This is a genomic window from Desulfovibrio sp. Fe33, from assembly GCF_028532725.1.
GTDB lineage: Bacteria > Desulfobacterota > Desulfovibrionia > Desulfovibrionales > Desulfovibrionaceae > Pseudodesulfovibrio.
This window is the reverse complement of sequence record NZ_JAQKGU010000007.1, coordinates 129,752-153,550: the sequence shown is the minus strand read 5'-3', so window position 1 is coordinate 153,550 and position 23,799 is coordinate 129,752. Positions and strand designations below refer to the sequence as shown.

The 23,799-nt window shown below is 59.7% G+C and carries 21 protein-coding genes; 5 read left to right on the top strand and 16 right to left on the bottom strand.

Features of this window, described 5'->3' with window-relative positions:
- The first annotated feature begins 313 nt into the window (after window positions 1–313).
- From purT to speB, 5 genes are all read left to right on the top strand, one after another.
- On the top strand, window positions 314–1,495 hold the full coding sequence (gene purT / locus PSN43_RS10865) for a formate-dependent phosphoribosylglycinamide formyltransferase (protein ID WP_272700779.1): 1,182 nt from the start codon (window positions 314–316) through the stop codon (window positions 1,493–1,495).
- A 535-nt stretch (window positions 1,496–2,030) separates the two neighbouring features.
- Window positions 2,031–3,944 carry a biosynthetic arginine decarboxylase gene (gene speA, locus PSN43_RS10860; protein ID WP_272700745.1) on the top strand — a complete coding sequence of 638 codons (1,914 nt, stop codon included), beginning with the start codon at window positions 2,031–2,033 and terminating at the stop codon, window positions 3,942–3,944.
- Window positions 3,945–3,988: 44 nt separating this feature from the next.
- Window positions 3,989–5,179, top strand: coding sequence for a saccharopine dehydrogenase family protein (locus PSN43_RS10855; RefSeq protein ID WP_272700744.1), 1,191 nt, complete (start codon window positions 3,989–3,991; stop codon window positions 5,177–5,179).
- Window positions 5,179–6,348 (top strand): carboxynorspermidine decarboxylase, encoded by a 1,170-nt coding sequence (nspC, locus tag PSN43_RS10850; RefSeq protein WP_272700743.1) that lies wholly within the window; start codon window positions 5,179–5,181, stop codon window positions 6,346–6,348. The genes PSN43_RS10855 and nspC overlap by 1 nt, the downstream gene beginning before the upstream one ends.
- A gap of 10 nt (window positions 6,349–6,358) precedes the next feature.
- The gene (speB, locus tag PSN43_RS10845; protein WP_272700742.1) at window positions 6,359–7,213 is read left to right on the top strand and encodes an agmatinase; all 855 of its coding nucleotides are present in this window, start codon (window positions 6,359–6,361) and stop codon (window positions 7,211–7,213) included.
- A 183-nt stretch (window positions 7,214–7,396) separates the two neighbouring features.
- Here the strand turns inward: speB and PSN43_RS10840 are convergent, their stop codons facing one another.
- The 16 genes from PSN43_RS10840 to PSN43_RS10765 form a co-directional block, all read right to left on the bottom strand.
- On the bottom strand, window positions 7,397–9,511 hold the full coding sequence (locus tag PSN43_RS10840) for an FAD-dependent oxidoreductase (protein ID WP_272700741.1): 2,115 nt from the start codon (window positions 9,509–9,511) through the stop codon (window positions 7,397–7,399).
- Between the two features lie 24 nt (window positions 9,512–9,535).
- The gene (locus PSN43_RS10835; RefSeq protein ID WP_272700740.1) at window positions 9,536–10,111 is read right to left on the bottom strand and encodes an electron transport complex protein RnfA; all 576 of its coding nucleotides are present in this window, start codon (window positions 10,109–10,111) and stop codon (window positions 9,536–9,538) included.
- Window positions 10,112–10,114: 3 nt separating this feature from the next.
- On the bottom strand, window positions 10,115–10,804 hold the full coding sequence (gene rsxE / locus PSN43_RS10830) for an electron transport complex subunit RsxE (RefSeq protein ID WP_272700739.1): 690 nt from the start codon (window positions 10,802–10,804) through the stop codon (window positions 10,115–10,117).
- A gap of 10 nt (window positions 10,805–10,814) precedes the next feature.
- Window positions 10,815–11,384: an RnfABCDGE type electron transport complex subunit G gene (gene rnfG, locus PSN43_RS10825; RefSeq protein WP_272700738.1), complete on the bottom strand. Its 570-nt coding sequence runs from the start codon at window positions 11,382–11,384 to the stop codon at window positions 10,815–10,817.
- Window positions 11,385–11,386: 2 nt separating this feature from the next.
- Window positions 11,387–12,358 (bottom strand): RnfABCDGE type electron transport complex subunit D, encoded by a 972-nt coding sequence (locus PSN43_RS10820; RefSeq protein ID WP_272700737.1) that lies wholly within the window; start codon window positions 12,356–12,358, stop codon window positions 11,387–11,389.
- Window positions 12,359–12,406: 48 nt separating this feature from the next.
- A complete protein-coding gene (locus tag PSN43_RS10815; RefSeq protein ID WP_272700736.1) occupies window positions 12,407–13,552 on the bottom strand; it encodes a 4Fe-4S dicluster domain-containing protein in 1,146 nt (381 codons plus the stop codon).
- Window positions 13,553–13,555: 3 nt separating this feature from the next.
- Window positions 13,556–14,032 carry a cytochrome c3 family protein gene (locus tag PSN43_RS10810; protein ID WP_272700735.1) on the bottom strand — a complete coding sequence of 159 codons (477 nt, stop codon included), beginning with the start codon at window positions 14,030–14,032 and terminating at the stop codon, window positions 13,556–13,558.
- Window positions 14,033–14,679: 647 nt separating this feature from the next.
- Complete coding sequence (locus tag PSN43_RS10805; RefSeq protein WP_272700734.1) at window positions 14,680–15,723, bottom strand: FUSC family protein; 1,044 nt, start codon at window positions 15,721–15,723, stop codon at window positions 14,680–14,682.
- A 127-nt stretch (window positions 15,724–15,850) separates the two neighbouring features.
- Window positions 15,851–17,191: a sigma-54-dependent transcriptional regulator gene (locus tag PSN43_RS10800; protein WP_272700733.1), complete on the bottom strand. Its 1,341-nt coding sequence runs from the start codon at window positions 17,189–17,191 to the stop codon at window positions 15,851–15,853.
- Window positions 17,191–18,681 (bottom strand): PAS domain-containing sensor histidine kinase, encoded by a 1,491-nt coding sequence (locus PSN43_RS10795; RefSeq protein ID WP_272700732.1) that lies wholly within the window; start codon window positions 18,679–18,681, stop codon window positions 17,191–17,193. Before PSN43_RS10795 ends, PSN43_RS10800 begins: the two co-directional genes overlap by 1 nt.
- A 133-nt stretch (window positions 18,682–18,814) precedes the next feature.
- On the bottom strand, window positions 18,815–19,501 hold the full coding sequence (locus PSN43_RS10790; RefSeq protein ID WP_272700731.1) for a hypothetical protein: 687 nt from the start codon (window positions 19,499–19,501) through the stop codon (window positions 18,815–18,817).
- Window positions 19,502–19,505: 4 nt separating this feature from the next.
- Entirely contained in the window at window positions 19,506–20,783 is a 1,278-nt protein-coding gene (locus PSN43_RS10785) for a sulfite exporter TauE/SafE family protein (RefSeq protein WP_272700730.1), read from the bottom strand.
- Window positions 20,784–20,843: 60 nt separating this feature from the next.
- Entirely contained in the window at window positions 20,844–21,227 is a 384-nt protein-coding gene (locus PSN43_RS10780) for a response regulator (protein WP_272700729.1), read from the bottom strand.
- Complete coding sequence (locus tag PSN43_RS10775; protein WP_336314033.1) at window positions 21,224–21,634, bottom strand: response regulator; 411 nt, start codon at window positions 21,632–21,634, stop codon at window positions 21,224–21,226. Before PSN43_RS10775 ends, PSN43_RS10780 begins: the two co-directional genes overlap by 4 nt.
- Window positions 21,635–21,637: 3 nt before the next feature.
- A complete protein-coding gene (locus PSN43_RS10770; RefSeq protein ID WP_272700728.1) occupies window positions 21,638–22,069 on the bottom strand; it encodes a response regulator in 432 nt (143 codons plus the stop codon).
- Entirely contained in the window at window positions 22,062–23,777 is a 1,716-nt protein-coding gene (locus PSN43_RS10765; RefSeq protein ID WP_272700727.1) for a sensor histidine kinase, read from the bottom strand. The genes PSN43_RS10770 and PSN43_RS10765 overlap by 8 nt, the downstream gene beginning before the upstream one ends.
- Window positions 23,778–23,799: the final 22 nt, after the last annotated feature.

Below are 23,799 nucleotides of genomic sequence, written 5' to 3'. Positions count from 1 at the left end.
TCCAGGCCAATTATGCTGCATAGAAATAGGTCCAAGAAACTGAACCACAGTTTAAAGTGGACGCGAGAAAGCCAAATGCAGCTTTAGTGTTCAAAAAAAAGCATAGAATAACTGCGAAATTCAAGCCACGTTCAGCAGTTTATCCCACAACTTCCCGCCGACCATTATGCAGGTTCTCCACTATGTGACCCGGTTCGATGAGAGCCGTATTCTTCCTGAAATCGAAAAGAGAAATCCTTTCAATTTTGGGGGAATTTTGGCATAGGGAGTCCCTGCCTAAAGCATGATTTTAATCAATTCAAAGGGATTTAGAATGACGATATTAGGAACAGCCAAAACGGCATCAGCAAAGAAAATGATGCTTCTCGGTGGTGGGGAACTCGGTAAGGAAGTTGTGATCGAAGCGCAGCGTCTTGGCGTTGAGGTTATTGTGGTTGACCGCTACGAAGATACTCCGGCCATGCAGGTGGCGCACCGCTCTTATACCATGTCCATGTTGGATGGTGACGCGCTTCGCCGGGTTATCACGGAAGAGAAGCCGGACTATATCGTGCCTGAGATTGAGGCCATTGCCACGTCTACTTTGGTCGAGCTTGAAAAAGAGGGATTCAATATTGTCCCTACCGCCAATGCGACGAAGCTGACAATGGATCGTGAAGGCATTCGGCGTCTTGCCGCCGAGAAGGTTGGCCTGACCACGTCGCTTTACCGCTTCGCCGATACGGAAGAAGAATACCGGGCGGCAGTGGCCGAAATCGGTATCCCGTGTGTAATCAAGCCTGTCATGAGTTCTTCCGGAAAAGGACAATCCATCGTAAAGAGTGAGGCTGATATCCAAAAGGCTTGGGATTATTCCCAGTCCGGCGGCCGTACCGGTAAAGGGCGTATCATCATCGAGAAATTCATACCTTTTGATTACGAGATTACCCTTTTAACCGTGCGCCACGTTGATGGAACAACGTTTTGCAAGCCGATTGGGCACCGACAAGAAAACGGGGATTACCGTGAATCCTGGCAGCCGCAACCCATGAGCGAGGCGGCTCTTGCGAAAGCTCAAGAATATGCGCGCAAGATCACGGACGCCTTAGGCGGGCGTGGCATTTTTGGCGTTGAGCTTTTTGTGAAAGATGACGATGTTATCTTCAGTGAAGTCTCTCCTCGCCCCCACGATACAGGATTGGTGACCGTCATCTCTCAGGATTTGAGTGAATTTGCCCTGCATGTAAGAGCTGTTTTGGGCTTGCCGATTCCGGGTATTCGTCAATACGGAGCCGCCGCCTCGAGTGTGATTTTATCTAATGGCACATCCGACAAGCCCGCCTTTGCTGGCGTTGATGTCGCCCTTCGTGAGGCAGATACAAAGGTTCTGATTTTCGGCAAAGGCGAATGCGCTGGAGTCCGCCGCCTTGGCGTAGCGTTGGCCCTTGCCGACGACGTTAAGGATGCTGTAGAAAAAGCCAAAAGAGTTTCTTCTGCTGTAACTATTTCATATTAGTAGGACTTTGAATCGCTCAAATGACCGGCGAACGCCTGTAGAGCGGAAGTTTTACACCCGTTTCTTGTCCCTTAAATCTGACTTGTTCGTTACACGTAACAAAGCCGAGTGCGTATGAACGCGCTCGGCTTTGTTTATCGTATTCAGCAGGGCAATCATAATAAAGCACACCACCCGCTTTCGCGGCAGGACACGCTGAGCGGGATATAGCCCGCGCCGAAGGCGCATACAGGGGATGCAAGGGGGCGAACCCTTGCCCGCCGGAGGCGAAATCACCCGACTATTGCCGCAAAGCGGCTTTCAACGCCTGATTTTCCTCTCCAGGGAGTTGCAGGAAAAGTTCCCCCAAAAAAACACCCTCGGATATATTCAGCAAAGGCGGCGGCGTACGCGCTGCGTGCCGCGCAGGGGGCAAATTTAATATTGACTTTTTTGACCCCCGCCCATACTTCGTTTTCGCATTGAAACGATTAACTCGAATCAATGAACCACAATACCGGGTTTTCCCGAGTCCACTTGGCGGGAGGATTTATGAGTGACCCCTACCCTGGAAAGATGGACCACTGAACGGTCCACGGAACTCTATGGCGTCCGTGAATGGGGTGCCGGCTTTTTCGGCATTTCCCAATCAGGCGAATTACAGGTAACCGCGGAGCCAGGCAATTTTGCCAACGCGGTAAGTATTCCCGAGATTATCGAAGGGGTGCAGGAACGCGGCTTGGATATGCCCGTGCTCCTGCGCATCGAGAACATCCTCGGAACCCAGATTTCCCTGCTCAACAACAGTTTCCAAGCGGCCATCAACAGCCTCAGTTATCGGGGCTCGTATCTTGGCGCTTACCCCATCAAGGTCAACCAGCAACAACAAGTGGTGGAGGCCGTGACCCGTCACGGCAAAAAATACCATCACGGGCTTGAGGCGGGCAGCAAGGCCGAACTGATCGCCGCAATGGGGATGCTCCGCGACCCCGATGCGGTTCTCGTGTGCAACGGCTATAAGGACGAGGAATACATCGACCTTGGCCTTCATGCCACGCAGCTTGGCTTCAAATGCGTCCTGGTCATCGAAATGCCGGGCGAACTGCCGCTCGTCATCGAGCGGTCCAGGGCGCTGGGCGTCGAGCCGATTCTGGGCGTGCGCGTAAAGCTGTCGGCCCAGGCCAACGGTCTATGGGCCGAATCCGGCGGAGACCGCTCCATCTTCGGCCTCAATGCCGCTCAAATCATCGACGTCATCGACACCCTCAAGGAAGAAGATATGCTGGGCAGTCTCCAACTGCTCCACTATCATCTCGGTTCCCAGATTCCGAACATCCGTGAAATCCGCACCGCCGTGGCCGAAGCCGCCCGCGTGTATGCGGGGCTCGTGGCCGAGGGGGCGGGTATGCGCTACCTGGACCTCGGCGGCGGTCTGGCCGTCGATTACGACGGCACCCAGACGAACTTCATGAGCAGCCGCAACTACTCGGTGGACGAATACTGCGTGGACGTGGTGGAAGGCGTCATGACCGTGCTCGACGAGCAGAGCATCGCCCACCCGACCATCATCACCGAATCGGGCCGGGCGCTGGTCGCCTACTACTCCATGCTGCTGTTCAACGTGCTGGATACCGCCCGTTTCGAACCGGAAGCGCTTCCCGAGAAGCTGCCCGAAGGGACCAGCATCCACATCCAGCATCTCTATGACACGTTGGAAACGCTGAACCTGCGCAACGTCCAGGAAAGCTTCAACGACATCCTCTACTACCGCGACCAGGTGCGGCAGGCCTTCTCCCAAGGCAAGCTCTCATTCCGCGAGCGCGCCCTCGGAGACAGCGTCTTCTGGGAGACCATCCACCGCATCGCCAAGTTCGCCAAGGAAATGCCTTCGCTCCCGCACGAGTTGGAAGGCATCACCCAGGCCCTGTCCGATATCTACTACTGCAACTTCAGCGTATTCCAATCCCTTCCCGACTCCTGGGCCATTGGGCAGCTCTTCCCCCTCATGCCGGTGCATCGTCTCAACGAAGCGCCGACACGTGAAGGATTGCTGGCCGACATCACCTGCGACTGCGACGGAAAAATAGACCGATTCATCGACAGCCAGGGCGTCAAACGGACCATGCCTCTGCATGAGTTGAAGGACTCCGAGGAATACTACCTCGGCGCCTTCCTTGTGGGAGCATACCAGGAAACGCTCGGTGATCTGCACAACCTGCTCGGCGACACCAATATCGTCACCGTCAGGATTCGTGACAACGGCGAGTTCGTTTTTGTCAGCGAGCTCGAGGGCGACACGGTGGAGGATATCCTCTCCTATGTGGAATACGACACCAAAGCCCTCCTCAGGCGCTTCCGCAAGACAGCGGAAACAGCCGTTCAACACGGCCAGATAACGCCTATTCAGCGACGGGATATCCTCCAGGCCTACAAGAACGGCCTGCAGGGCTACACTTACTTCGAAAGATAGAAATTCTTACCGCTCCGCGGGGAGCGTTCTACGAGGATACGACTATGTCCAAGGTTCTGATCATCGGCGCCGGAGGCGTCGGCAGCGTGGCGGTGCACAAGTGTGCCCAGGTTCCCGAGGTGTTCAGCGAAATCCACCTCGCCAGCCGTACCAAGTCCAAGTGCGACGCCATTGCCGAATCGGTCAGGAAGCGCACCGGAGTCGACGTCCCCACTTACCAGGTCGATGCGGACAACGTGGCCGAAACCGTGGAGCTCATCAACAGGATCAAACCGGACCTGCTGGTGAACCTGGCCCTGCCCTACCAGGACCTGACGCTCATGGACGCGTGTCTTGAAACCGGCGTCAACTACCTCGACACGGCCAACTACGAGCCGCCGAGCGAAGCCAAATTCGAATACAAATGGCAGTGGGCGTACCAGGACCGCTTCAAGGAAGCGGGCCTCATGGCCCTGCTCGGCTCCGGATTCGATCCGGGCGTCACCAACGTGTTCGCGGCCCACGCCATGAAGCACCACTTCGACGAAATCCACGTGCTCGACATCATCGACTGCAATGCGGGCGATCACGGGCAGGCGTTCGCCACCAACTTCAACCCGGAAATCAACATCCGCGAGATCACCCAGCGCGGCCGGTACTGGGAGCGCGGCGAATGGGTCGAAACCGATCCCCTGTCCTGGTCCATGAGCTACGACTTTCCTGAAGGCATCGGCCAAAAGAAATGCTACCTCATGTACCATGAAGAGCTGGAATCCCTGGTCATGCACATCAAGGGCCTCAAACGCGCCCGTTTCTGGATGACCTTCGGCGACGCCTATCTCAACCATCTGCGCGTGCTGGAGGGCATCGGCATGACTTCCATCGAACCCGTCGAGTACAACGGCCAGATGATCCAGCCGCTTCAATTCCTCAAGGCGGTCCTGCCCGAGCCCGGCTCCCTCGGCCCTCTGACCAAGGGACGCACCTGCATCGGCAACGTCATGAAGGGCGTCAAGGACGGCAAGGAAAAGCAGCTGTACGTCTACAACATCTGCTCCCACGAAGCCGCCTACGAGGAAGTCGGCTCCCAGGCCATCTCCTACACCACAGGCGTCCCGGCCATGATCGGCGCCATGATGATGCTCACCGGCAAATGGTCCGGCGAAGGCGTCTTCCACATGGAACAATTCGATCCCGATCCGTTCATGACTGCCCTGAACAAGCACGGCCTGCCCTGGCAGGAAGTGGAGCTGTAGTGAACGGCCGCCTGGAATACCGTTTCGACCCCAAGCGGGTCGCGACACCATCCTATGTCATCGACGAGGGCCTCCTGAAAGAGAATCTGGAGGTCCTCGCCTCTGTCAGGGACCGGGCGGGCTGCAAAGTGCTGCTCGCGCTGAAGTGCTTCGCCATGCACGCCGTGTTCCCCCTGCTGGCGGAAACACTGGACGGCATCTGCGCCAGTTCGCCCCACGAGGCGCGGCTGGGGCGGGAAGAGTTCGGACGCGAGGTGCACACGTTTGCAGCCGGATATTCCGAGGCGGACATTCGGGACCTGTGCGAAACGAGCGACCACATAGTGTTCAACTCCTTTGCCCAGCTCGATCGTTTCCGTCCGCTGGTGCGGGAGCTGGCCGAAGCCGCCGGACGCAATATCGAGCTCGCCCTGCGCATCAACCCCGAGCACTCCGAAGGGGCCACCCCCATTTATGACCCCTGCTCTCCCGGCTCAAGGCTGGGCATCCGCCGGGCGCAGTTCGACGCGGACAGCCTCGACGGCATCACGGGCCTGCACTGGCACAATCTGTGCGAACAGGACGCCGACTGCCTGGAAAGGACCATAGAAGCCGTGGAACGGAATTTCTCCGACGTGCTGCCGCGCATGAAGTACGTCAACTTCGGCGGCGGGCACCATATCACCCGCCCCGGCTATGACGTAGACCTGCTGGTCAGCCTCATTACCCGTTTCAAGAAGAAATGGAACGTCGAGGTCTACCTGGAACCGGGCGAGGCCGTGGCGCTCAACGCCGGGTATCTCGTCGCGGAAGTCCTTGATGTCGTGCAGGCCGACATGCCCGTGGCGATAATGGATTCCGCCGTGCCGTGCCATATGCCCGACGTCATCGAAATGCCCTACCGCCCGCATATCGTCGGTTCCGGCGAGGTCGAGGAAAAGGCATGGACTTGCCGGATCGGCGGCCCTTCCTGCCTGACCGGCGACGTGGCCGGGGAATACTCGTTCGACCACCCGGTACGAACCGGCGACCGTCTGGTTTTCACCGACATGGCCATCTATTCCATGGTCAAGACGAACACCTTCAACGGCATTCAATTGCCGTCCATGTATCTTTTCAAGCCCGATTCGGATGCAATGACTCTAGTCCGCTCATTCGGCTACGAGGACTTCAAAAACCGGCTTTCCTAGGGAGGACGCCATGGCTTCGCACTTTCTCGAAGGCGAAATCGACAACGCACGGCCGGAAGAGGCCGCTTTCCACGTCATTCCGGTTCCCCTTGAGTCGTCCGTCTCATACGGCGGCGGGACCGCCAAAGGCCCGGCCGCCATTATGGAGGCGTCCACGCAACTGGAACTGTGGGACGGCAAATCCGTGCCCGCGAAGGACGGTATCCACACAGCGGAGCCCGTGGACTGCTCGGGCAATATTTCCAAGACCCTCGACCGAATCGAGGACGCCGTCACATTCGCCATGGAATGCGAGGCGATGCCCTTGGTCCTCGGTGGCGAACACACCGTGACACTCGGCGCGCTCCGGGCATTGAAACAAAAATACAGGAAGTTCGGCATAGTCCAGTTCGACGCCCACGCCGACCTCCGGAATTCCTACGAAGGCTCGCTCTACAGCCACGCATGTGTCATGCGCCGCGCCGCCGACGACCTCGGCCTGAGCCTCTTCCAGATCGGCGTCCGCGCCCTGTGTACGGAAGAGGTGGAATACAGGCGGACCAACGACATCCCCCATCTCGACGCGCGCGAGCTGTTTTTGAAAGGCATCCCCAAACACCTTCTGCCTACCGATTTCCCGGATCGAATCTACATCACATTCGATGTGGACGGACTGGACCCATCGGTCATCCGGGCCACCGGCACTCCGGTTCCGGGAGGCGTCGGATGGCATGAGGCCCTGTCGCTCCTCGAAGCAGCCGTACGGGACAGGACTCTCATCGGCGCCGACGTCGTTGAGCTGGCCCCCGCGGACGGCGATCACGCATCTGATTTCGCCTCCGCCCAGTTGGCCTACTTCATCATGGGCCTCAAACCGGCAAATTAGAGAAAACGGATAGGGGTTGCAGCGACATCGCTGCAACCCCTATTGTCAGGTACCCCGAGTCAGTACCTCCGGCATGTTCGGGATGCCGGATTCCCGTCAGGCTTCGCCGTGCGCATCCGGCTGGCTTCCGGACGCACGGCCAAGCTCGCACGCCGCTCCTTTCAGGCGGTTGATCGAGGCCGCCTACTCCCCGCCCGAAGCGCAGATCAGCTTGACGTCGTCATCCAGGGTGTACTCGGCCCCGGCGTCGGCGTCATAGCAGGTCAATCCGCATCGCAGGCAGCGGCTGGCCTCCTTTCTGGCCGCCTCATAGGTGATGGAACCGGCCACTTCCTCCCTGAAGGTATGCCTGCGCTCGTCCATGCCGATCAGGGGGATCTGCACCCTGGGTATGGAATAGGTCACACGCATGTCCTTGAGGATCGTTTCCGGGATGACCTGGACCTGCTGATTGTCCGGTTCCGGCACGGTCCCCCGAGTCACATGGAAGTGAATGGCGCGGGCTGCGCGGCGTCCGTCGGACACCGCCTGGATCATGATGTTGCGACCCGTGTGGGCCTCTCCACCCACGAACACGTTGGGGATGTCGGTTTGCAACGTGGTTGGGTTCGCGCTGATCCCGCCCGTCTTCCTGTCCATCTTGAATAAAGGCTTGCCTTCCGCATCGCGCAAAAGGCTGTCGTCCACCACGCGGTCCATGGCCGCAACGACCAGATCGGCCGCGACAAACATTGCGGTTCCTGCCACGGGCTTCGGATCGCCCTTGGCCTTTTCCGGGTCGTCATAGGCCAGATCACAGTATTTCACGCCCCGAACGGTTCCGTTCTCCGCCTCGATGCCGAGCGGCGCGGTCAGGTAGCGAAGATCCGCGCCGATCTCCAGGGCACGCAGAACCTCATCCTTGTTGGCGGACATCTTGCGCTGGATGCTCGGCACCAGCGCCACGACTTCGGCTCCCAGACGGGCGGCGGACCGGGCGACGTCCATGGCGGTGTTGCTGCCGCCCACGACCACCACTCTCTTTCCGCGAAGGTCGGTGTATTCGCGCCCCACGCCGTATAGGAAAGAGACCGCGTCCAACACGCCTTGCGCATTGTCGTTCTCGATGCCGAGCGGCGGCACCTTCCACGCCCCGGTGGCGATGAAGACCGCTTCGAATCCTTCCCTTTCGAGGTCGGCGAGGGTCACGTCGCGTCCGAAGGCCACATTGGTACGGGCTTCCACCCCGAGATTGAGAATGGTCTGGACCTCCCAATCCACCACCTTTTTGGGCAGACGGTATTCGGGGATGACGCCGCGCATCATGCCGCCTATGTGGGCCCGCTTCTCGAAAATGACCGGTTCATGCCCCACGCGGCGCAGGAAATAGGCGCAGGAAAGCCCTGCCGGACCACTTCCTATGATGGCCACCCTATGGCCGCTCGGAGGATTGCAAAACAATGGCACGCGAATGCCGGACCGCATTTCCCAATCCGCCGCAAACCGCTGAAGAGTGTGGATGGCCACGCCTTCGTCCACGATCTTGCGGCGGCAGATGTTCTCGCACGGAGCCGGACAGATGCGCCCCACCAACAGGGGCAGCGGGTTATGTTCCTTGATGGTCATGAGCGCGCCGCGCATGTCGCCCTGCCTGAGCTGCTGAATGAAACGGCGCACGTTGATCTGGGCCGGGCACTTCTGCATACACGGAGCGAGGCAGTCGTCGGTCTGGTTGAGGTGAAGCAGTACGCTGGTCACGCTGGATATACGGATGGCCCCGGTGGGGCACGCCTCGGCGCACTTGCCGCAGGACCGGCAGGCGTTCCAGTCCACAACGGGAAGCCCCGCCCCGCTCAGGCGGATGGCGTTGAACCCGCAAACCTTGACGCAGGTGCCCAGCCCGATGCAGCCGAGGCCGCACGATTTTTCGCCGCCGTAGAGCAGAGCCTCGGCGCGGCAGTCCTCCACGCCCTTATAGTCGAAAAGCAGATTGGCCCGGGAGCCTCCGCTACAGATGTTCGTGGCGACCTTGGGCTCCTTGAAACTCACCTCGGAACCGATGATCGCGGCGATGCGAGCCGAAGTCTCCTGGTTGCCCGCCACGCAAACCTCGGGCGGGGCCTGGCCGCTGACTATCGCGGCGGCTGCGGCGGAACACCCGGGATAGCCGCACCCGCCGCAGTTGGCCCCGGGAAGGCAGGCTTCCACCCGGGCAACGCGAGGGTCCTCCTCCACGCGGAGGATGCGGGAAGCGACGGCCAGAATGGATGCGGCCGAAAACCCCAGGAAGAACAGAACCAGTATGGATGAGGCTACCATAATCGTGTCCTTGTGCTTGTTCGGTTATGCGGCCATGCCCTGAAAGGCGAGGAAGACCAGGGACATGACTCCCGCCGTGACGAGCGCCACCGGAATGCCGCGGAAGACGACCGGAACCGGAGAGAGATCCAGCCGCTCCCGGATGGCGGAGACGATTATCAAGGCGATGAGGAAACCGATCCCCGAAGCGAGGGAAAAAGCCATTGCCTTGACGAATGAATACTGGTTGCGCTGAACCATGATGGCCACACCCATGACCGCGCAGTTGGTGGTTATCAGTGGCAGGAACAGCCCGAGGGAGGCGTGCAGCGGCGGCACGACCTTTTTCAGGAACATCTCCACGAACTGAACCAGGGAAGCGATGACCAAAATGAAGACGATGGTCTGGAGATATCCGATGCCGAAGGGAGTCAACACGTACCGTTGCAGCGGCCAGGTGAACGCCGTGGCCATGAGCATGACGAAGATGACCGCAGCGCCCATGCCGAAGGCCACGTCCGTGGACTTGGAGGTGCCCATGAACGGACAGGTGCCGAGATATTGGACCAGAACGATGTTGTTGATGAAAATGGCCGAGATGAACAGCATGAAGTATTCCATGAGCTACTCCTCCCTCTTGGCCGTTATGCAGAGGTTGCACGACGCACAGGAGGCGCAGGCCGCATTCTGCGGTTCGGCGGCGGGCTCGCCCTTTCGGCGGCTCAGATGGCGGTTGAGGGCGTTCATGCCCGCCAGGATCACCCCCAGGCAAACGAACGCGCCCGGAGCCATGACCAGGAAATGCGCAGGCCTGAACGTTTCCCAAACCACCGGGAGGCCGAAAACCGTGCCGTTGCCGAGCCCTTCGCGCAACGCGCCGAGAATGGTCAGGGACAGGGTGAATCCCAGGCCCATGCCCAGCCCGTCGGCGATGGACGGCAGCACCGGATTCTTCGATGCGAACGCCTCCGCCCGGCCCAGGATGATGCAGTTGACCACGATGAGCGGCACGAAGATGCCCAGTTTTTGATACAGGGAGTAGGTGTACGCCTGCATGAGCAGCTCCACGGCCACCACCAGGGATGCCGCGATGACGATGAAGCAGGCGATGCGCACCTTGCCCGGAATGATTTTTCGCATGGCCGAGATGATGGCGTTGGACAGGGTCAGGACGAAAAGCACCGCCACGCCCATGCCGAAGCCGTTCTCCGCCGTGGAGGTCACGGCCAGCGTGGGGCACAGCCCGAGCACCACCCGAAACGGCGGCAATTCGTCCCACAGCCCCTTGAGAAATTCCTTCCTGATGGAACTCATGTCTCGCTCCTTAGGACGCCGGCCAGAGGTCGGCGATTTGAGGCTTGATGTCCCTATAGACGTCCAGAGCCTTGCGCACTGCGTCCACCGCGCCGGAAGACGAGAAGGTCGCCCCGGCCACGGCGTCGATGTCGCCGCTCTTCGAACTCAGGGCCATGGCGTCGAGCCCGTGGCCCTTGAACTGCTTGAGAAAGGCGGGCTTCATGATCCTGGTGCCCACTCCGGGGGTTTCGGTCTGGGTGGTGACGCCGATGCCGATGAGTCGGTCCGCGCCCAGGTCGAAACCGGTCATTACCCCGATGTCCCCGGAATATCCGGGAGCGAAGGTCTCGAAGGCCACGCCCACCAGCCTCCCGTCGCGTCTTGCCGGAAACACCGTGACGCCGCCCACGGTCCGCCGTTCGGCGATTGGATCGTTGTCGCACCCTTCGAGCACCGCCATCAGGGCCGGTCCCTGGACATTGACGAGAACCTGCTGCTCGATCCGCTCCCGGGTGGCCCGCTTCAAATTGACCAGCAGGGTGCCCGAGGCGGCGCAGATGAGCGACAAGACCACGATCATATTGACTATTTCACGCATGATTATCTCACTCCGAAGTATTTGGGGCGAAGACGTTCCAACAGCGGGCTGAGCAGATTCGCCACCATGACGGCGAAAGGCACGCCGTCGGGGTATACCCCGTGCGCGCGGATGACCACGACCATCGCTCCGGCGATAAGCCCGAATACGGTCTGCGGAATCTTGCCCACCGGGCTGGACGCGGTGTCCGTGGCCAGGAAGAACGCTCCGAACACGGTGCTGCCCGCCAGCAAATGGAATATGGGGTCGGCGTAAACCGTGGGATCGATCAGCCAATAGACTGCCGCCGTGCCTGCAACCCCGGCGAGGAAGCCGAACGGGATGAACAGGCGAATCCAGCGGGCGGCGAGCAGAAAGAGTCCGCCCGCGGCCACGGCCGCGACCTGAGAAGAGCCGAGCCCGCCGAGTTGGCGTCCCATGAACAGGTCCATATAGTCGAACTGGCCGAGACTGCCGACCCCGAAATACATGAGCTGGTCCACCGGGCTGTTGAGCGTGAAGCTCGCCAGGTTCAGGTCGATGTCCATGGCCTCGGGCCAGGAGAACCGGCACACGGCCCATGCCACCAGCGGGGCGCAGACCGGATTGCATCCGAACCCGCCGAACACGGCCCGGCCCAGCGCTATGGTCAACGCGCCGCCAATGGCCGCCAGCCACCAGGGCGCAGTGACAGGGAGCAGGAAAGCGAACAACACTCCGGCGTACAGGGCCGAATAATTGTCCACGTCCACATCCCGCTTCTGGAGACGCAGGCACGCCACCTCGGTGAGCACGGCGGCGGTTCCAGCCATGCCCACCACGGACATCGCCCGCCAGCCATACATGAACACCGCCATGACGGCGGCAGGCGTCAGGGCCAGCAGATGGGCCTGCATCATGCCCTGAATTGTCCGCCCGCTCCGCCAATGGGGCGGCGGCGAAACCGTCAGCCTGAGAGAGATGTCGGACATCGCTTTGAGTATGGGAGGATTCATGCGCTTCTTCCTTGTTTGATCGAACATCATTCCCGGCTATGGGACCGGCTAAGACCGTGCATCGCGTCCCTTGGCCAGGATCTGCGCCTTTGCGAAACGGATGTACTGGAGCAACGGACGCCTGGCGAAGCAGTTGAAGGCGCACAGACCGCACTCGAAACAACTGTTCAGGCCGTACCGCACGGCCTCATCGAACCGCTCATATTCGGCGCAACGGCTGATGAGATGCGGCTGGATTCTGGCCGGGCATTGCAGGACGCACTCGCCGCAGTTGATGCACGCCGCATCCTGCACCGCCGGAATGGCGTCCGAAGAGGTGACGAACAGGCCGTGGTCGCCCTTCTTCACTCCCTGGTCCAGGCTGTAGATGGCCTCGCCGCGAAACGGCCCGCCCAACACGGCGATGTCGCCTGGAAACACGGCCATGCTCAGGGCGTTCAGGATATGCCCGACGGGCGTGCCGATGGGCACCCGGTAGTTATGACCGGCTATGCTCATGAGGGTCTCGGTGATGGGCAGCCCGGTCTGGACCACCCTGCCGAGATCGTACAGATCCATGACGCTGATCGCCCGTACGCCCTCGGGAAACTCCTTGCCGGTGATGGCCCGAACCACCAAGGCGTCCAGGGAGTAAGGATACTTCGCCTTGACCCCCACGGTCTCCGCGCCGGGAATGGTTGTTTCCTCGCCCTTGGGCACGGCCAGCACGGTCCGGCCCGGAGAAAGCAGCCTTCGCGCCATGTCCAGCCCTGCGCGGAGCTCCTCGCGGCCGTCGCGCAAAATCTGCTGGGCCACGGAAATGCCGGGTTCCGGATTCTGACCGTTGACCACCAGGACATCGACGTCACTCTCGAACTGAGCCACGTTCACGCCAAGCCCCTGCAAGGCACGCATGAGCTCCAAGCCCTTGCCCATGGTTTCCACGTTCACCGGATCGACGGTCTCCGCCTTGCCCGAGCATTTCACGGTCAGGCTGTGATAATTTACGCCCGAGACCTTGCCGCAGGCCGACGCATGAAACGCGCCGACGCCCTTTGAAGGATGCTCGGCGACGATGTCGCCCTTGCGCAGCTCGGCGCCCTTCCCGACCTTCAGGACGAGATTGCGCACATTGACATGCAGTTCCTTCGGAGGCGTCATTTCCCGGATGGAATTGGCGAGCTGGGAATCAAGAGGATAGCGAATCTTGAGCATGGATCACCTCGCGTGGCACTGATAGCAGGTGTCTTCATCAAAGGGACCGCCGTTGGCCTCATGACACCCCCGGCATTGGGCATGGAAGGCCTCACCCCTGGCGGGAAGGGAGGACATGTCCGGCACCCGGCCGGGGAAAGGCTGACCGTCAGGCTGATCGCCGTGGCATCGAGGACAGGCCTCCCGACCGGGAAACGCCTTGGCATGGCCGACGCGGAACCCTTCGTCGAACTCTGCCGGATGGCAGGCTCCGCACGGCCGGTATCCCTGGCCCTCGACGCCGTCGTGGTGACAATCCCCGCAATCCAGACCGTACTCACCGGCATGGACCTCGTGCGTGAAAATGACCCGGCCGCCGGTGTTGTCCAGAATAAGCCGGGAGGTCGCCCCCGTTTTTCCCGCCGGTATGGCGTACCCGGCCACAGCGCCCGCAAACAGGAGCGCAACGACAACGGAAATCGTGAAATATCTGTTTTGCAATTGGTCAATCCCCGTTCCTGTAAATGGTTCAAGCCCTCTGCGATGGTGTTCTCTCGCCCTTTTTCAGGGAATTTCGTTCCCTGCTTCTGGATTGATTAATCAATCAATAGCGCAAAGAGCAGGAAACATGCCACCGCCCGAACGGAGGACGCCAGATAATGTTATTCAATTAACACATTAAAATAATGGCATATTAATTCGCAAACAGGCCTAAGACGCATTGCACGGAATCGCGCAACAACGTGTCGTATTCTTCGTGTTTGCGTCCTGACAAGATGCCCCACGCCCAGATAAAAAGGCTGAAGCGCACAGCGCACCTCCCCGCACCACGCGACGGCTCGCGCCTTGTTGAGCCATATAATGGTACGATGTACCACTGTTTTGATAAAATAAGCCGATCTTCCTCCGTTCAACCATGCGGGAAGCCGAGCCCCGTTGAATCTAGCAAGACGAAAGCAAAAGCCCATTGCGCGAAACAACATGGCTGGATTTCGGAACAATCGAAACTTATTCGTATATTGCCCAGCTCTTGGGCCGAAGATAACGCGGTCGAACGGCGCCTGCGTTACGGCTGTTTCCCTACGCCACAAAAAAAGGGTATGCGAAACATCCGCATACCCCTTGTCTTTTCCGGCGAAGCTGTCCGATCACTCGGAAGTCTGCTGCTTGTTCAGGACCAGCAGAAGGAATTCACCGAGGTGCTGCGCGGTATTGATGAAGCTCATGACCTGGAAGTAGCGGCGCACGTCGAACCGCTCGATAACACCTTCCTCGCGCAATTCTATGAACCGCTTCTCTACCGCGTCCACGGACCTGGCGAGGTGATGGGAATCATACTTCTCACCCCGGCCGATGGCGCGCAGGGCGTCAGCGATTTCGTTGCCCAACTGGGTGAGTTCCGGAGCCATGATGATGTCGAAACCGTCGCCCTCCACCTCGTTGAGCAGATTGGGCGCGGATTGAATCCGCTCGACCACGGAATTGAGCGTGTTGACCTGAAGGCCGAGCAGATCGATGTCGGCCCGATAAACGCGCCGCTCGGTGGCGTATATCTTGTTGTACAGCTCCCGGTTGGCCTGAACCTCGCGAGCCAGGTCGAAGAACAGGTCCGGATCCGTCTTGCGCTGACGGTGCAGAAAATTGTCAACGAGCAGCAGGAAATTGTCGGCCACCTGATCGTACTGAGTGCGCAGCCGTTCCAGCAGCACCGAAGTGGTTCTGTTGGGCCACACGAGCACCGAAACAACGAAGGCGCAAAGCACGCCGATGCCGATTTCGGCCACCCGGAACAGGGTGTATTCGATACGATGCTGCTCGAACAGGCCGGACAGGAAGACGATGGACACGGTGATGGCCGCCATCCGGTAGCGCGCATCATAACGCGTCAGGTAGGCGCAGGTGCCCGTACCCACGAAGATGGCGACAAGAGTATAGATCGGGGTGGGCGGGAAGATGAGGATCATCAGGATGCCCATGCCCGCGCCGATGGCCGTGCCAGTAAACCGGTACAGGCACATATTGATGGAATCGGCCACGTGCATCTGCATGACGATGACCGTGGTGATGACCGCCCAGTACGCGTAGGGGACGCCGGACCAGCCGGAGACCACATAAGCCAGCACACTGGCCAGGCCGACCTTCATTCCGTGCCGAATATGACTATTGATATTTTTATCGAAGCGAAAAGCCATAATGCCTCTGGAGAAAGGTTTCATTGTCGACCACACCCGCCCACACGGACAGGTCAACACCGACCGGCCCTTTCGCATATGGGCCGGTCTGGGTCAACCCCAAAGGTTTACGCCGGGAAAAATGCCGTTACTGCTTCGACATCTCCTCGACACGCTTGAGCTTTTCTCGCAAAGTCTTGCGGTTTATGCCGAGAATTTCGGCCGCCCTGGTCTTATTATGGCCCGTCATGACCAGGACATTGCGGATGTGTTCGAGCTCGACCTCCTCCAACGTCCGGTTGACGCTGCCTTCCCGCGGCAGGCTGAAACGCATGGTCTCCGGCAGGTCCGTAATCTCGATGGTGTCGTGGTCCACGATGACCACAAGCCGCTGGATGAGATTTTCGAGCTCCCGGACATTGCCGGGCCAGTCGTGCCGACGCAGGGCCTGCAACGCTTCGTCGGAGAGCGTCGGCGGCTCGCGGTGCATGGTGCCGGAGAACTCGGCCAGGAAGTGGTTGATGAGCACAAGCATATCGTCCCCGCGCTCGGACAGGGGCGGCACATTGATGTCGATGACATTGATCCGGTAGAAGAGATCTTCCCGGAAAGTGCCCTCCTTCACCATGCGCCGAAGGTCCTTGTGGGTGGCCGCCAGGATGCGAACGTCCACGGTCTTGACGATGCTTGAGCCTACCTTGCAAAATTCCTTGGATTGAAGAACGCGAAGCAGCTTGGCCTGCATGGTCGGGCTGGCGTCACCTATCTCGTCCAGGAAGATGGAGCCGCCGTTGGCTATCTCGAAGAAGCCCGCCCGGGATTCCTTGGCCCCGGTAAAGGCGCCCTTGACGTGGCCGAAAAGCTCGCTCTCCACAAGGCTGTCGGGAATGGCCGTGCAATTGACCGGCACGAACGAGGCCGTCCGCCTGACGCTGTTGTAATGCACGGCGCGGGCCACAAGTTCCTTGCCGGTGCCGGACTCGCCGCTGATGAGCACGTTGGCGTCCGAGGCCGCGGCCTTGCCGATGCGCTGAAAGACGTGGTCCATTTCCGGGGAGGTTCCTATTATCCCGAAATTGTCGGGCGGCGTATCGGCCGAAGCGAGTACCCGCCTGCGCTGGAGCCGCTCCACGATGCGGCCCACCGACGAGAGCAGCTCCTCGGTGGTGAACGGCTTTGCCAGGTACTCTCCCGCTCCGTCCTTGATGGCCTCCACCGCCCCCGGAATGGACGGGTAGCCGGTAATCATCATGATTTCGACGTCCGGCAGATTGGCCCGCACATGCTTGATGAGGTCGAGCCCCGAGGCGACGGGCATACGGTAGTCCGTGATGACCAAATCTATGACTATGTCCTCAAGCAAAGCCACAGCCTCGTCCACCCGGCCGCAGGTATAGACCTCGTAGCCAGCGGGTTCGAGGTTGCGCTTGAGAACCTCCAGGGTGGACTTGCTGTCGTCCACCGCCAAAATACGGATACGTTTGCTCATCAATCATCCTCCCTGCAACACGGGTGGCAGGGCAACGCCACCTCCACACGCGTACCGGCGTCGGGCGAACTTTCCACCTGAATCAACCCGCCATGGGCCTTGACTATGCCGTGCGTGACGGACAGCCCCAGACCCGATCCCTTGTCCACGTCCTTGGTGGTGAAAAACGGAGTGAAGATCATCTTGAGAACGTCCGGGGTCATGCCCGGTCCGGTATCCTCCACTATGAGATAGGCGTCGCCGTCATGGCTGACGGTCTGAATGGTCACGGTCCCGCCTTCGGTCATGGCCTGAATGGCGTTGACGACCAGGTTGACCACAACCTGCTTCATGTGCTGCGGATCGGCCAGGATCTTGGGCATTGTCAGGTCGAAATCCCGAACGATCTCTATGTCCCCGCGCCTGGCCCCGGACTCGGTGATGCGCAGGGCCTGATCCACGGTGTCGTTGAGATCGATGAAGGTCGGCTGAGGCGGCAACTGACGCCCGAAAAACATGAGTTTGCGTATGATCTCCCGAGCATGAAGGGAGGAATCCACGATATTGTTCAGGTCCGTGGCCACCTGCTTGGGCAGGTTCGGAGTCTGCAAGGCGAGCTCGGCGAACCCCAGGATATTGGCCAAAGGTTCGTTGATTTCATGGGCCACCCCGGCCGAGAACTGGCCTATCTTCGCCAGCCTGTCGGACTGCCGCAACTGCCGTTCGAGCTCCTGTTTAGCCAGCCGGGTCTCGCGCTTGGACACGAGGATCACCACCTGCTGGACCACGGTGGAGAAAAGATCACGCTCGTCCTCGATAAAACCGGGCCTGGCTGCGTCGTTGCGCACGGACACGCTCAGGGTGCCCCGCTTCTCGTTGTTCACCACGAGGTCGGATTTGAGCATGTAATCGCTATCCTCGTAGCCCGGGGTCTCGTAAATTTTGTGCCCGAGCCGAATGCGGGCATAGGTCATTTCCGGATTCTGAAAAGCCGTGGGAAGGAGGTCCACCACCTGTCGCAAAAGGTTGTCCATGGACTTGTGGATCTCGCCCATGAGCTGGCTCAGGGAATAGAGGCAGCTCAACTCCTTATTGCGTTCGAGCAGGGTGAACCGCTCGCGCAAAAGCCCCTTTTCGCGCAGGACCAGATCGGTCACGTCCTGGCCCACGCACAACAGGCTGATTATTTCGCCGTTGGAGTCGGTCAGCGGTTTGAGGTTCCAGTTGACGTAGACCGTGTCGCCGTCCTTGGCGCGGATACGCCCGGCGAAGGCGGTGATGCCCCTGTCCGGTCCGGCAGCGCTTTCAAACAGGGCGCGGCGGGCCATCTCTCGTTCGTTCTTGGGGATAAAGACCTCGAACCAGTCTCTTCCGGCCAATTCCTTGAGGTTGTACCCGGAAAGCTGCTCCAGTTCGGAGTTGCCGTGAATGATCCCCCCGCCGAGATCGAGAGTGACCACGATGCCGTGGGTCAGCTCCATGACGGTTTCATAATAATTCTGGAGATTCATGCACGTGTCCTCATTCAAAGAAAATACAATCATTTCGGTCAGAAGTAAATCCTTTCATATAATCAGGGCGCGGTCCGACGGCCGGGAAACCGCCGGACCGCGCGGGGCTAGGGTATGTTATGCATTCCGTGACTTAATGACTGAGCTTGAGTCCCCATCCCTCGAACAGGAAGAGGATGGCGAAGCCGTACCACAGGGTATAGAGCACATAGAAGACCAGGGAGAAGATCACCAGCGCCAGATCTTCGGTGATGTGCTGGGCGTCGATGCCGTAGTAGTTGTAGGAAGCCTCGATAGCCTTGGTCTGAACCGTTCCGGCAATCTTGGCGGCTTCAAAGTCGCCCTGGGCCTTCAGGACTCTGTCCATCAGCTTGAGGGAAGTCCACCAGTTGAACAACGCGCGGCGAGGCTCGATGGCGTACTTGGCCTTCATGGCGTCGCCGTTGTTGTCGTACATAAGCTTGGCGTCGTCCAGGCTCGAGGCCAGAATGGCGCCCAGAGAGCCGGTGACATGCAGGGTCGAACCTTCGACCGTGGCCGTCGCACCGGCCGTGGTGAACAAGGCGGCCGACTGCACGGCCTCGACCTCGGTCTTGTAAGGCAGCTTCAGGTCCACGCTCTTGTCGTTATACGGTGCGGTTTCCGTCTTCAACTGGCCCGAATAGTCGATGGAGCCCTTGGAGATGGAGTTATACAGATGATCCAAGAACTGCATGGCGTTATGCCCATGGTAGATAGGTTGGAACATCATGAACAAAATGATGAAGAAGATCGCCAGCAGAGCGGCGCCCCCATAGAATTCCTTCTTGTTATAGATCATGGCGTTAGGCCTCCTTTCTCTTCAGCTTGGAAATGTTCATCAGGAAGGTTCCAATCACCCAGACGGAGAATCCTCCGATAACGATGAAAAACGCCCAGATGCCGATGGTGTTGAGGATGCCGCCCATTCCCGGAGAGAGGGAGATAACCTCCATTTCCGCCAGCTTGCCGGGCAGGGCGAAGATACGGTTCATGAAACCGGCCAGCACAGCCATGGCGTAGAACCCGCGGATGGTGATACCGGGGACGACCTTGGTCACCAGGGCGCCGATCTGGATGCCCAGCAGCGAACCGATGAGCATACCCATCGCCAGGGTGTAGAAGATGAATCCGTAGATGGCGTACTGGGTGATAGACGCGAAACCTGCGGTGAAAACGATCTGGAAGATGTCGGTACCCACCGTGGTCATGGAGGACACGCCGAGCACGTAGACGAAGATTGGGAAGGTCAGGAACCCGCCGCCGACGCCCATGATACCCGCGGCCAGACCGACCAGGGCACCGGACAGAACCAGGAATATCCAGGATATCTGACGGCCGCCTGCCACCAGGTCCTGGTCGAACTTAATCATGGGCGGGCACTTGATGTCCTGCAGATTGCGGCAGAGAGCGCCGAGTTCGGCTCCTTCCGAGCCGCCGTGAGCGTCGCCGCCGTGGGCGGCCTTGCGCGAACGCAGATAATCGGTCAGGGCGTAGAAGCCCAGGAAACCGAGCATCAACGAATAGACGGTGGTGATGAAGGCGTCACTGAGAATCGGGTTGATCTCGTACAGCACGCGGTTGATCACGCCGCCTGCCGTGGCCCCGAGTACGGCTCCGACCAGGAACACCACCGCCAGGGAGACCGACACGTTGCCGAGTTTGCGGTGGATGACGCTGCCCATGATCGCCTTGGCGAAGATGTGGAACAGGTCGGTACCGACGGCCAGAATACCCTTGATGCCCGCAGACATGAGCGCCGGGGCGATAATGAAACCGCCGCCCGCGCCGATGCAGCCGGTAATAAGGCCAGCTCCGACGCCGATGGCGATGGAGATAAGGAAAATGCCCAGGCTGTAGAAGGCCGGGCTGTACGCCTTCTTGCCGCCGAGCAGGTCGGGCAGGGCCGGGCCGATATCGTCGGCAAAGGCCACGCCGATCAGAATGATGGGAATTATCATCAGCCCGATGAGCAGAAGTTTTTTCCGGCTGCTCACGATGGACTTGGCATTTTCAATCTCCCATTGGGCCATGGCGCCGGCCCCAGCCATCATGAAATTACCCCATTGCTTGAAAAATCGCATGATTATCCTCGCTTCCTCTTGTTTAGTTCTACCTGTCCGAAGCGCCCACCCTCAGGCCGATCACTTCGAATTGCTTCTTTTTCTCATGGCCGCATCTTCGATTTTGCGAACCAGTTCCTCCACATCCGCCGGCTTCATGAGGTAGTCGTAGGCCCCCATGGCCAGGCTTGAAATGACTATGTCCGTATTGGCGTGGGCGGTCAGCATGACCACTTCCACGTCCGGATGCTGCCGTTTGATGGCGCTCAGGGTCTTGATGCCGTCCATGCCCGCCATCCTGACATCGAGCAGGACCACATCGAAAGATTCCGACCCCATGATTTCAAGGGCCTCCGGCCCGCCGCCGGCCGTCGTCACCGACAGGCCGCGACGATTCAGCCGCTTGGCCAAGGCGTCGGTATACCCGGCTTCGTCATCAATGAGCAGCACCCTGGTTCGGTTCACGCCCGCACCCTCCCGGCGCACACCTCGAGCGCCTTGGCGAGCAGTCTGTCGAAATCAACGGGCTTGGAGAGGTAGCCCGCCGCGCCGAGTTTGAGACACTCGTCGCGAGCCTCTTCGCTGCCGTGGCCGGTAAGCATAAGAACAGGCATTTCCGGAGCCATCAGCCGGAATACCTTGAGGATCTCTATACCATTCATGCCCTGGAGCTTGAGATCCACGATGGCCACGTCGAACTCCTCGCGACGAAGCAGGCGGACCGCCTCGTCGCCGCTGGACGCCGAGGAGGCGTCCACACCGCGTCGGCGCATACGCTTGCACAGGACCTCGGCGAACCCTGTCTCATCGTCCACGATGAGCAGGCGCATATCCCGGCAGACGCCGTTTTCGGTGTTCTTGGCCCTGTCCACGGCTTACCCCATGCGCCCGGCGATGTTGCTTAGCCGGGCCTCGACGGCCTCTTCCTCACGCTCGTTCTTGAGCTCCACGGCCTCGGCGATCTTCTGATTCAGATCCTCGAAGCTGCACGGCTTCATCAGGTAGTCGAAGGCGCCATGCTGGATGCCCTCCACAGCCGAGGGGACCGTGGCGTGGCCGGTCAGCATGATGACCTCGACCAGGGGGTACGCCTCCTTGATTTCCTGCAGAACCACAAGGCCGTCCTTTCCGGGCATCTTCATGTCCAAGATAACCACCTGGATGTTCGGATGATCCGCCAGCCGGACCATGGCCTCGTCACCGTTGAAGGCCTGAAAAACGGTCATGTTGCGCTTTTCGAGCCGCTTGGCCATGGTCTCGACGAACCCCCGCTCGTCGTCCACGATCAAAACAGTGGCATCAGTCATCTCGATTCTCCTGTCGCGTTTCAGGTTGCCATGAGGGCGACGGCATCGGCAGCCGGATGGTAAACCGCGTTCCCACGCCCACTGTGCTTTCCACGTCTATATCACCACCCATCTGGTGGATTATTCCGAAACATATGGACAATCCCAACCCGCTCCCCTTGCCCACGGGCTTTGTGGTAAAGAACGGATCGAAAATCCGCCCCAGGTTGGCGGCGGGGATGCCGGGCCCGGTGTCGCCCACCGCGATGACCGCCTGGCCGTCCTCCATGGTGCAGGAAATGGACAGCTTGCCGCCCTCGGGCTCCATGGCCTGGATGGCGTTGTTGACCAGATTGAGCAGCACCTGTTGCAGCTCGGTGGCCGACGCGCTGATGCGGGGCATGGACTCGTCCAGGTCGAGGGCGAACTCCACCTGGGCGAACCGCGCCTGCTGCATGGAAATTTCCACCACTTCGCGAATGAAGTCCGGCACGGACATTTCGATCACGCGGGAGTCGGTCTGCCGGGCGAAGCTCAGAAGCTTGTGGGTGATGTCCTTGCACCGCCGTCCCTGGTTGCCGACCTGGGTGAGCGCGCGCCGAATCTCGGCATAGGACGGCAGCTCACGCCCCTCGTCCTCCATGAGGTCGCCGACCCAACCCGCCTCCTCGATCATAATGGCCACGGGATTGTTGATTTCATGGGCGATGCCCGCGGCCAGCTCGCCGATGGCCGCCAGCTTGCCGGTCTCGACGATCTGCTTGCTCATGAGTTCGGATTCCTGGTCGATGGCCTGGAACCTGAGCACGAGTTTGCGGGAGATGATAAGGGCCATGGCGACGATGCCCATGCCGCCGATGAGAAAGACGATCAGGGCGACGAACTCGGTACGGGTCATGGCCGAGAAGGCGTCGGAGGCCTTCTGCTGGTAGATCAGTTCCCAGTCCCCGCCCTTGATGGGAGCGGATACGGTGATGTAGTCGTCGCCCTCGGCGTCGAAGGACTCGTAGATGGAAACCCCGGCCAGGGATTCCGGCCGGGTGAGTTCACGGCGCGGAGTCAGTTCCAGGTCCTGGTTGCGCTTGTCCTTGGGACGGGTCTGGTACACGCCGCCGCTGTTGACGATATAGGCGAACCCGGTCTGGCCGATGTGAAGGTTGCGCACCAGGTAGCTGAACGACAGAAAATCGATGGTCGCGCGCAGGGTCCAACGGTCCTCGCCCTGGCCCTGGCTGATGGATATGATGAAATGGGGAGACTGACGAAGCCCCTCGAAAACGTCGCTGATGATGGCGTCGCGTTCCTTGGAGTTGCGGAACCAGTCGGCACCGGAATAGTCGGCGCCGTACAGGCTGAATGGTCCGGCATAGGCCACCTGGCGGCCCTTGCTGTCAACTATGCCCAGATCGACGAAGATGCGGCCGTATTGTTGCTGCATCCCGCGCAGGGCCTTTTCCAGATGCCCCGGAGCAGTAAGATATTCAAAGGAGGAGGTTCGGCTGATGTATTGAACCTCGATGAGTTTGTCCTGCAGAAACGTGTTGATGTTGGCCGCATGTTTATCCACCACTTCGGCCAGGTGGGCAAAAACCTTCTCTGTATATATGGAGCGGAACTGGTGGAAGAGAAGGCCGCCCACCAAAATGAGAGGGGCGAAGGACACCGTGATGACTGTCAGCGACAGATTTCGCGACAGGTTGTCGTATGATGACTTCTTCTCGGGATGCATTCCCCTCTCCCATTTGCAACTT

Coding starts and splice junctions, on each gene's coding strand:
- purT (WP_272700779.1), top strand. CDS start 314: ATGACGATATTAGGAACAGCCAAAACGGCATCAGCAAAGAAAATGATG.
- PSN43_RS10855 (WP_272700744.1), top strand. CDS start 3,989: ATGTCCAAGGTTCTGATCATCGGCGCCGGAGGCGTCGGCAGCGTGGCG.
- speB (WP_272700742.1), top strand. CDS start 6,359: ATGGCTTCGCACTTTCTCGAAGGCGAAATCGACAACGCACGGCCGGAA.
- PSN43_RS10840 (WP_272700741.1), bottom strand. CDS start 9,511: ATGGTAGCCTCATCCATACTGGTTCTGTTCTTCCTGGGGTTTTCGGCC.
- PSN43_RS10835 (WP_272700740.1), bottom strand. CDS start 10,111: ATGGAATACTTCATGCTGTTCATCTCGGCCATTTTCATCAACAACATC.
- rsxE (WP_272700739.1), bottom strand. CDS start 10,804: ATGAGTTCCATCAGGAAGGAATTTCTCAAGGGGCTGTGGGACGAATTG.
- rnfG (WP_272700738.1), bottom strand. CDS start 11,384: ATGCGTGAAATAGTCAATATGATCGTGGTCTTGTCGCTCATCTGCGCC.
- PSN43_RS10820 (WP_272700737.1), bottom strand. CDS start 12,358: ATGAATCCTCCCATACTCAAAGCGATGTCCGACATCTCTCTCAGGCTG.
- PSN43_RS10815 (WP_272700736.1), bottom strand. CDS start 13,552: ATGCTCAAGATTCGCTATCCTCTTGATTCCCAGCTCGCCAATTCCATC.
- PSN43_RS10805 (WP_272700734.1), bottom strand. CDS start 15,723: ATGGCTTTTCGCTTCGATAAAAATATCAATAGTCATATTCGGCACGGA.
- PSN43_RS10800 (WP_272700733.1), bottom strand. CDS start 17,191: ATGAGCAAACGTATCCGTATTTTGGCGGTGGACGACAGCAAGTCCACC.
- PSN43_RS10795 (WP_272700732.1), bottom strand. CDS start 18,681: ATGAATCTCCAGAATTATTATGAAACCGTCATGGAGCTGACCCACGGC.
- PSN43_RS10790 (WP_272700731.1), bottom strand. CDS start 19,501: ATGATCTATAACAAGAAGGAATTCTATGGGGGCGCCGCTCTGCTGGCG.
- PSN43_RS10785 (WP_272700730.1), bottom strand. CDS start 20,783: ATGCGATTTTTCAAGCAATGGGGTAATTTCATGATGGCTGGGGCCGGC.
- PSN43_RS10770 (WP_272700728.1), bottom strand. CDS start 22,069: ATGACTGATGCCACTGTTTTGATCGTGGACGACGAGCGGGGGTTCGTC.
- PSN43_RS10765 (WP_272700727.1), bottom strand. CDS start 23,777: ATGCATCCCGAGAAGAAGTCATCATACGACAACCTGTCGCGAAATCTG.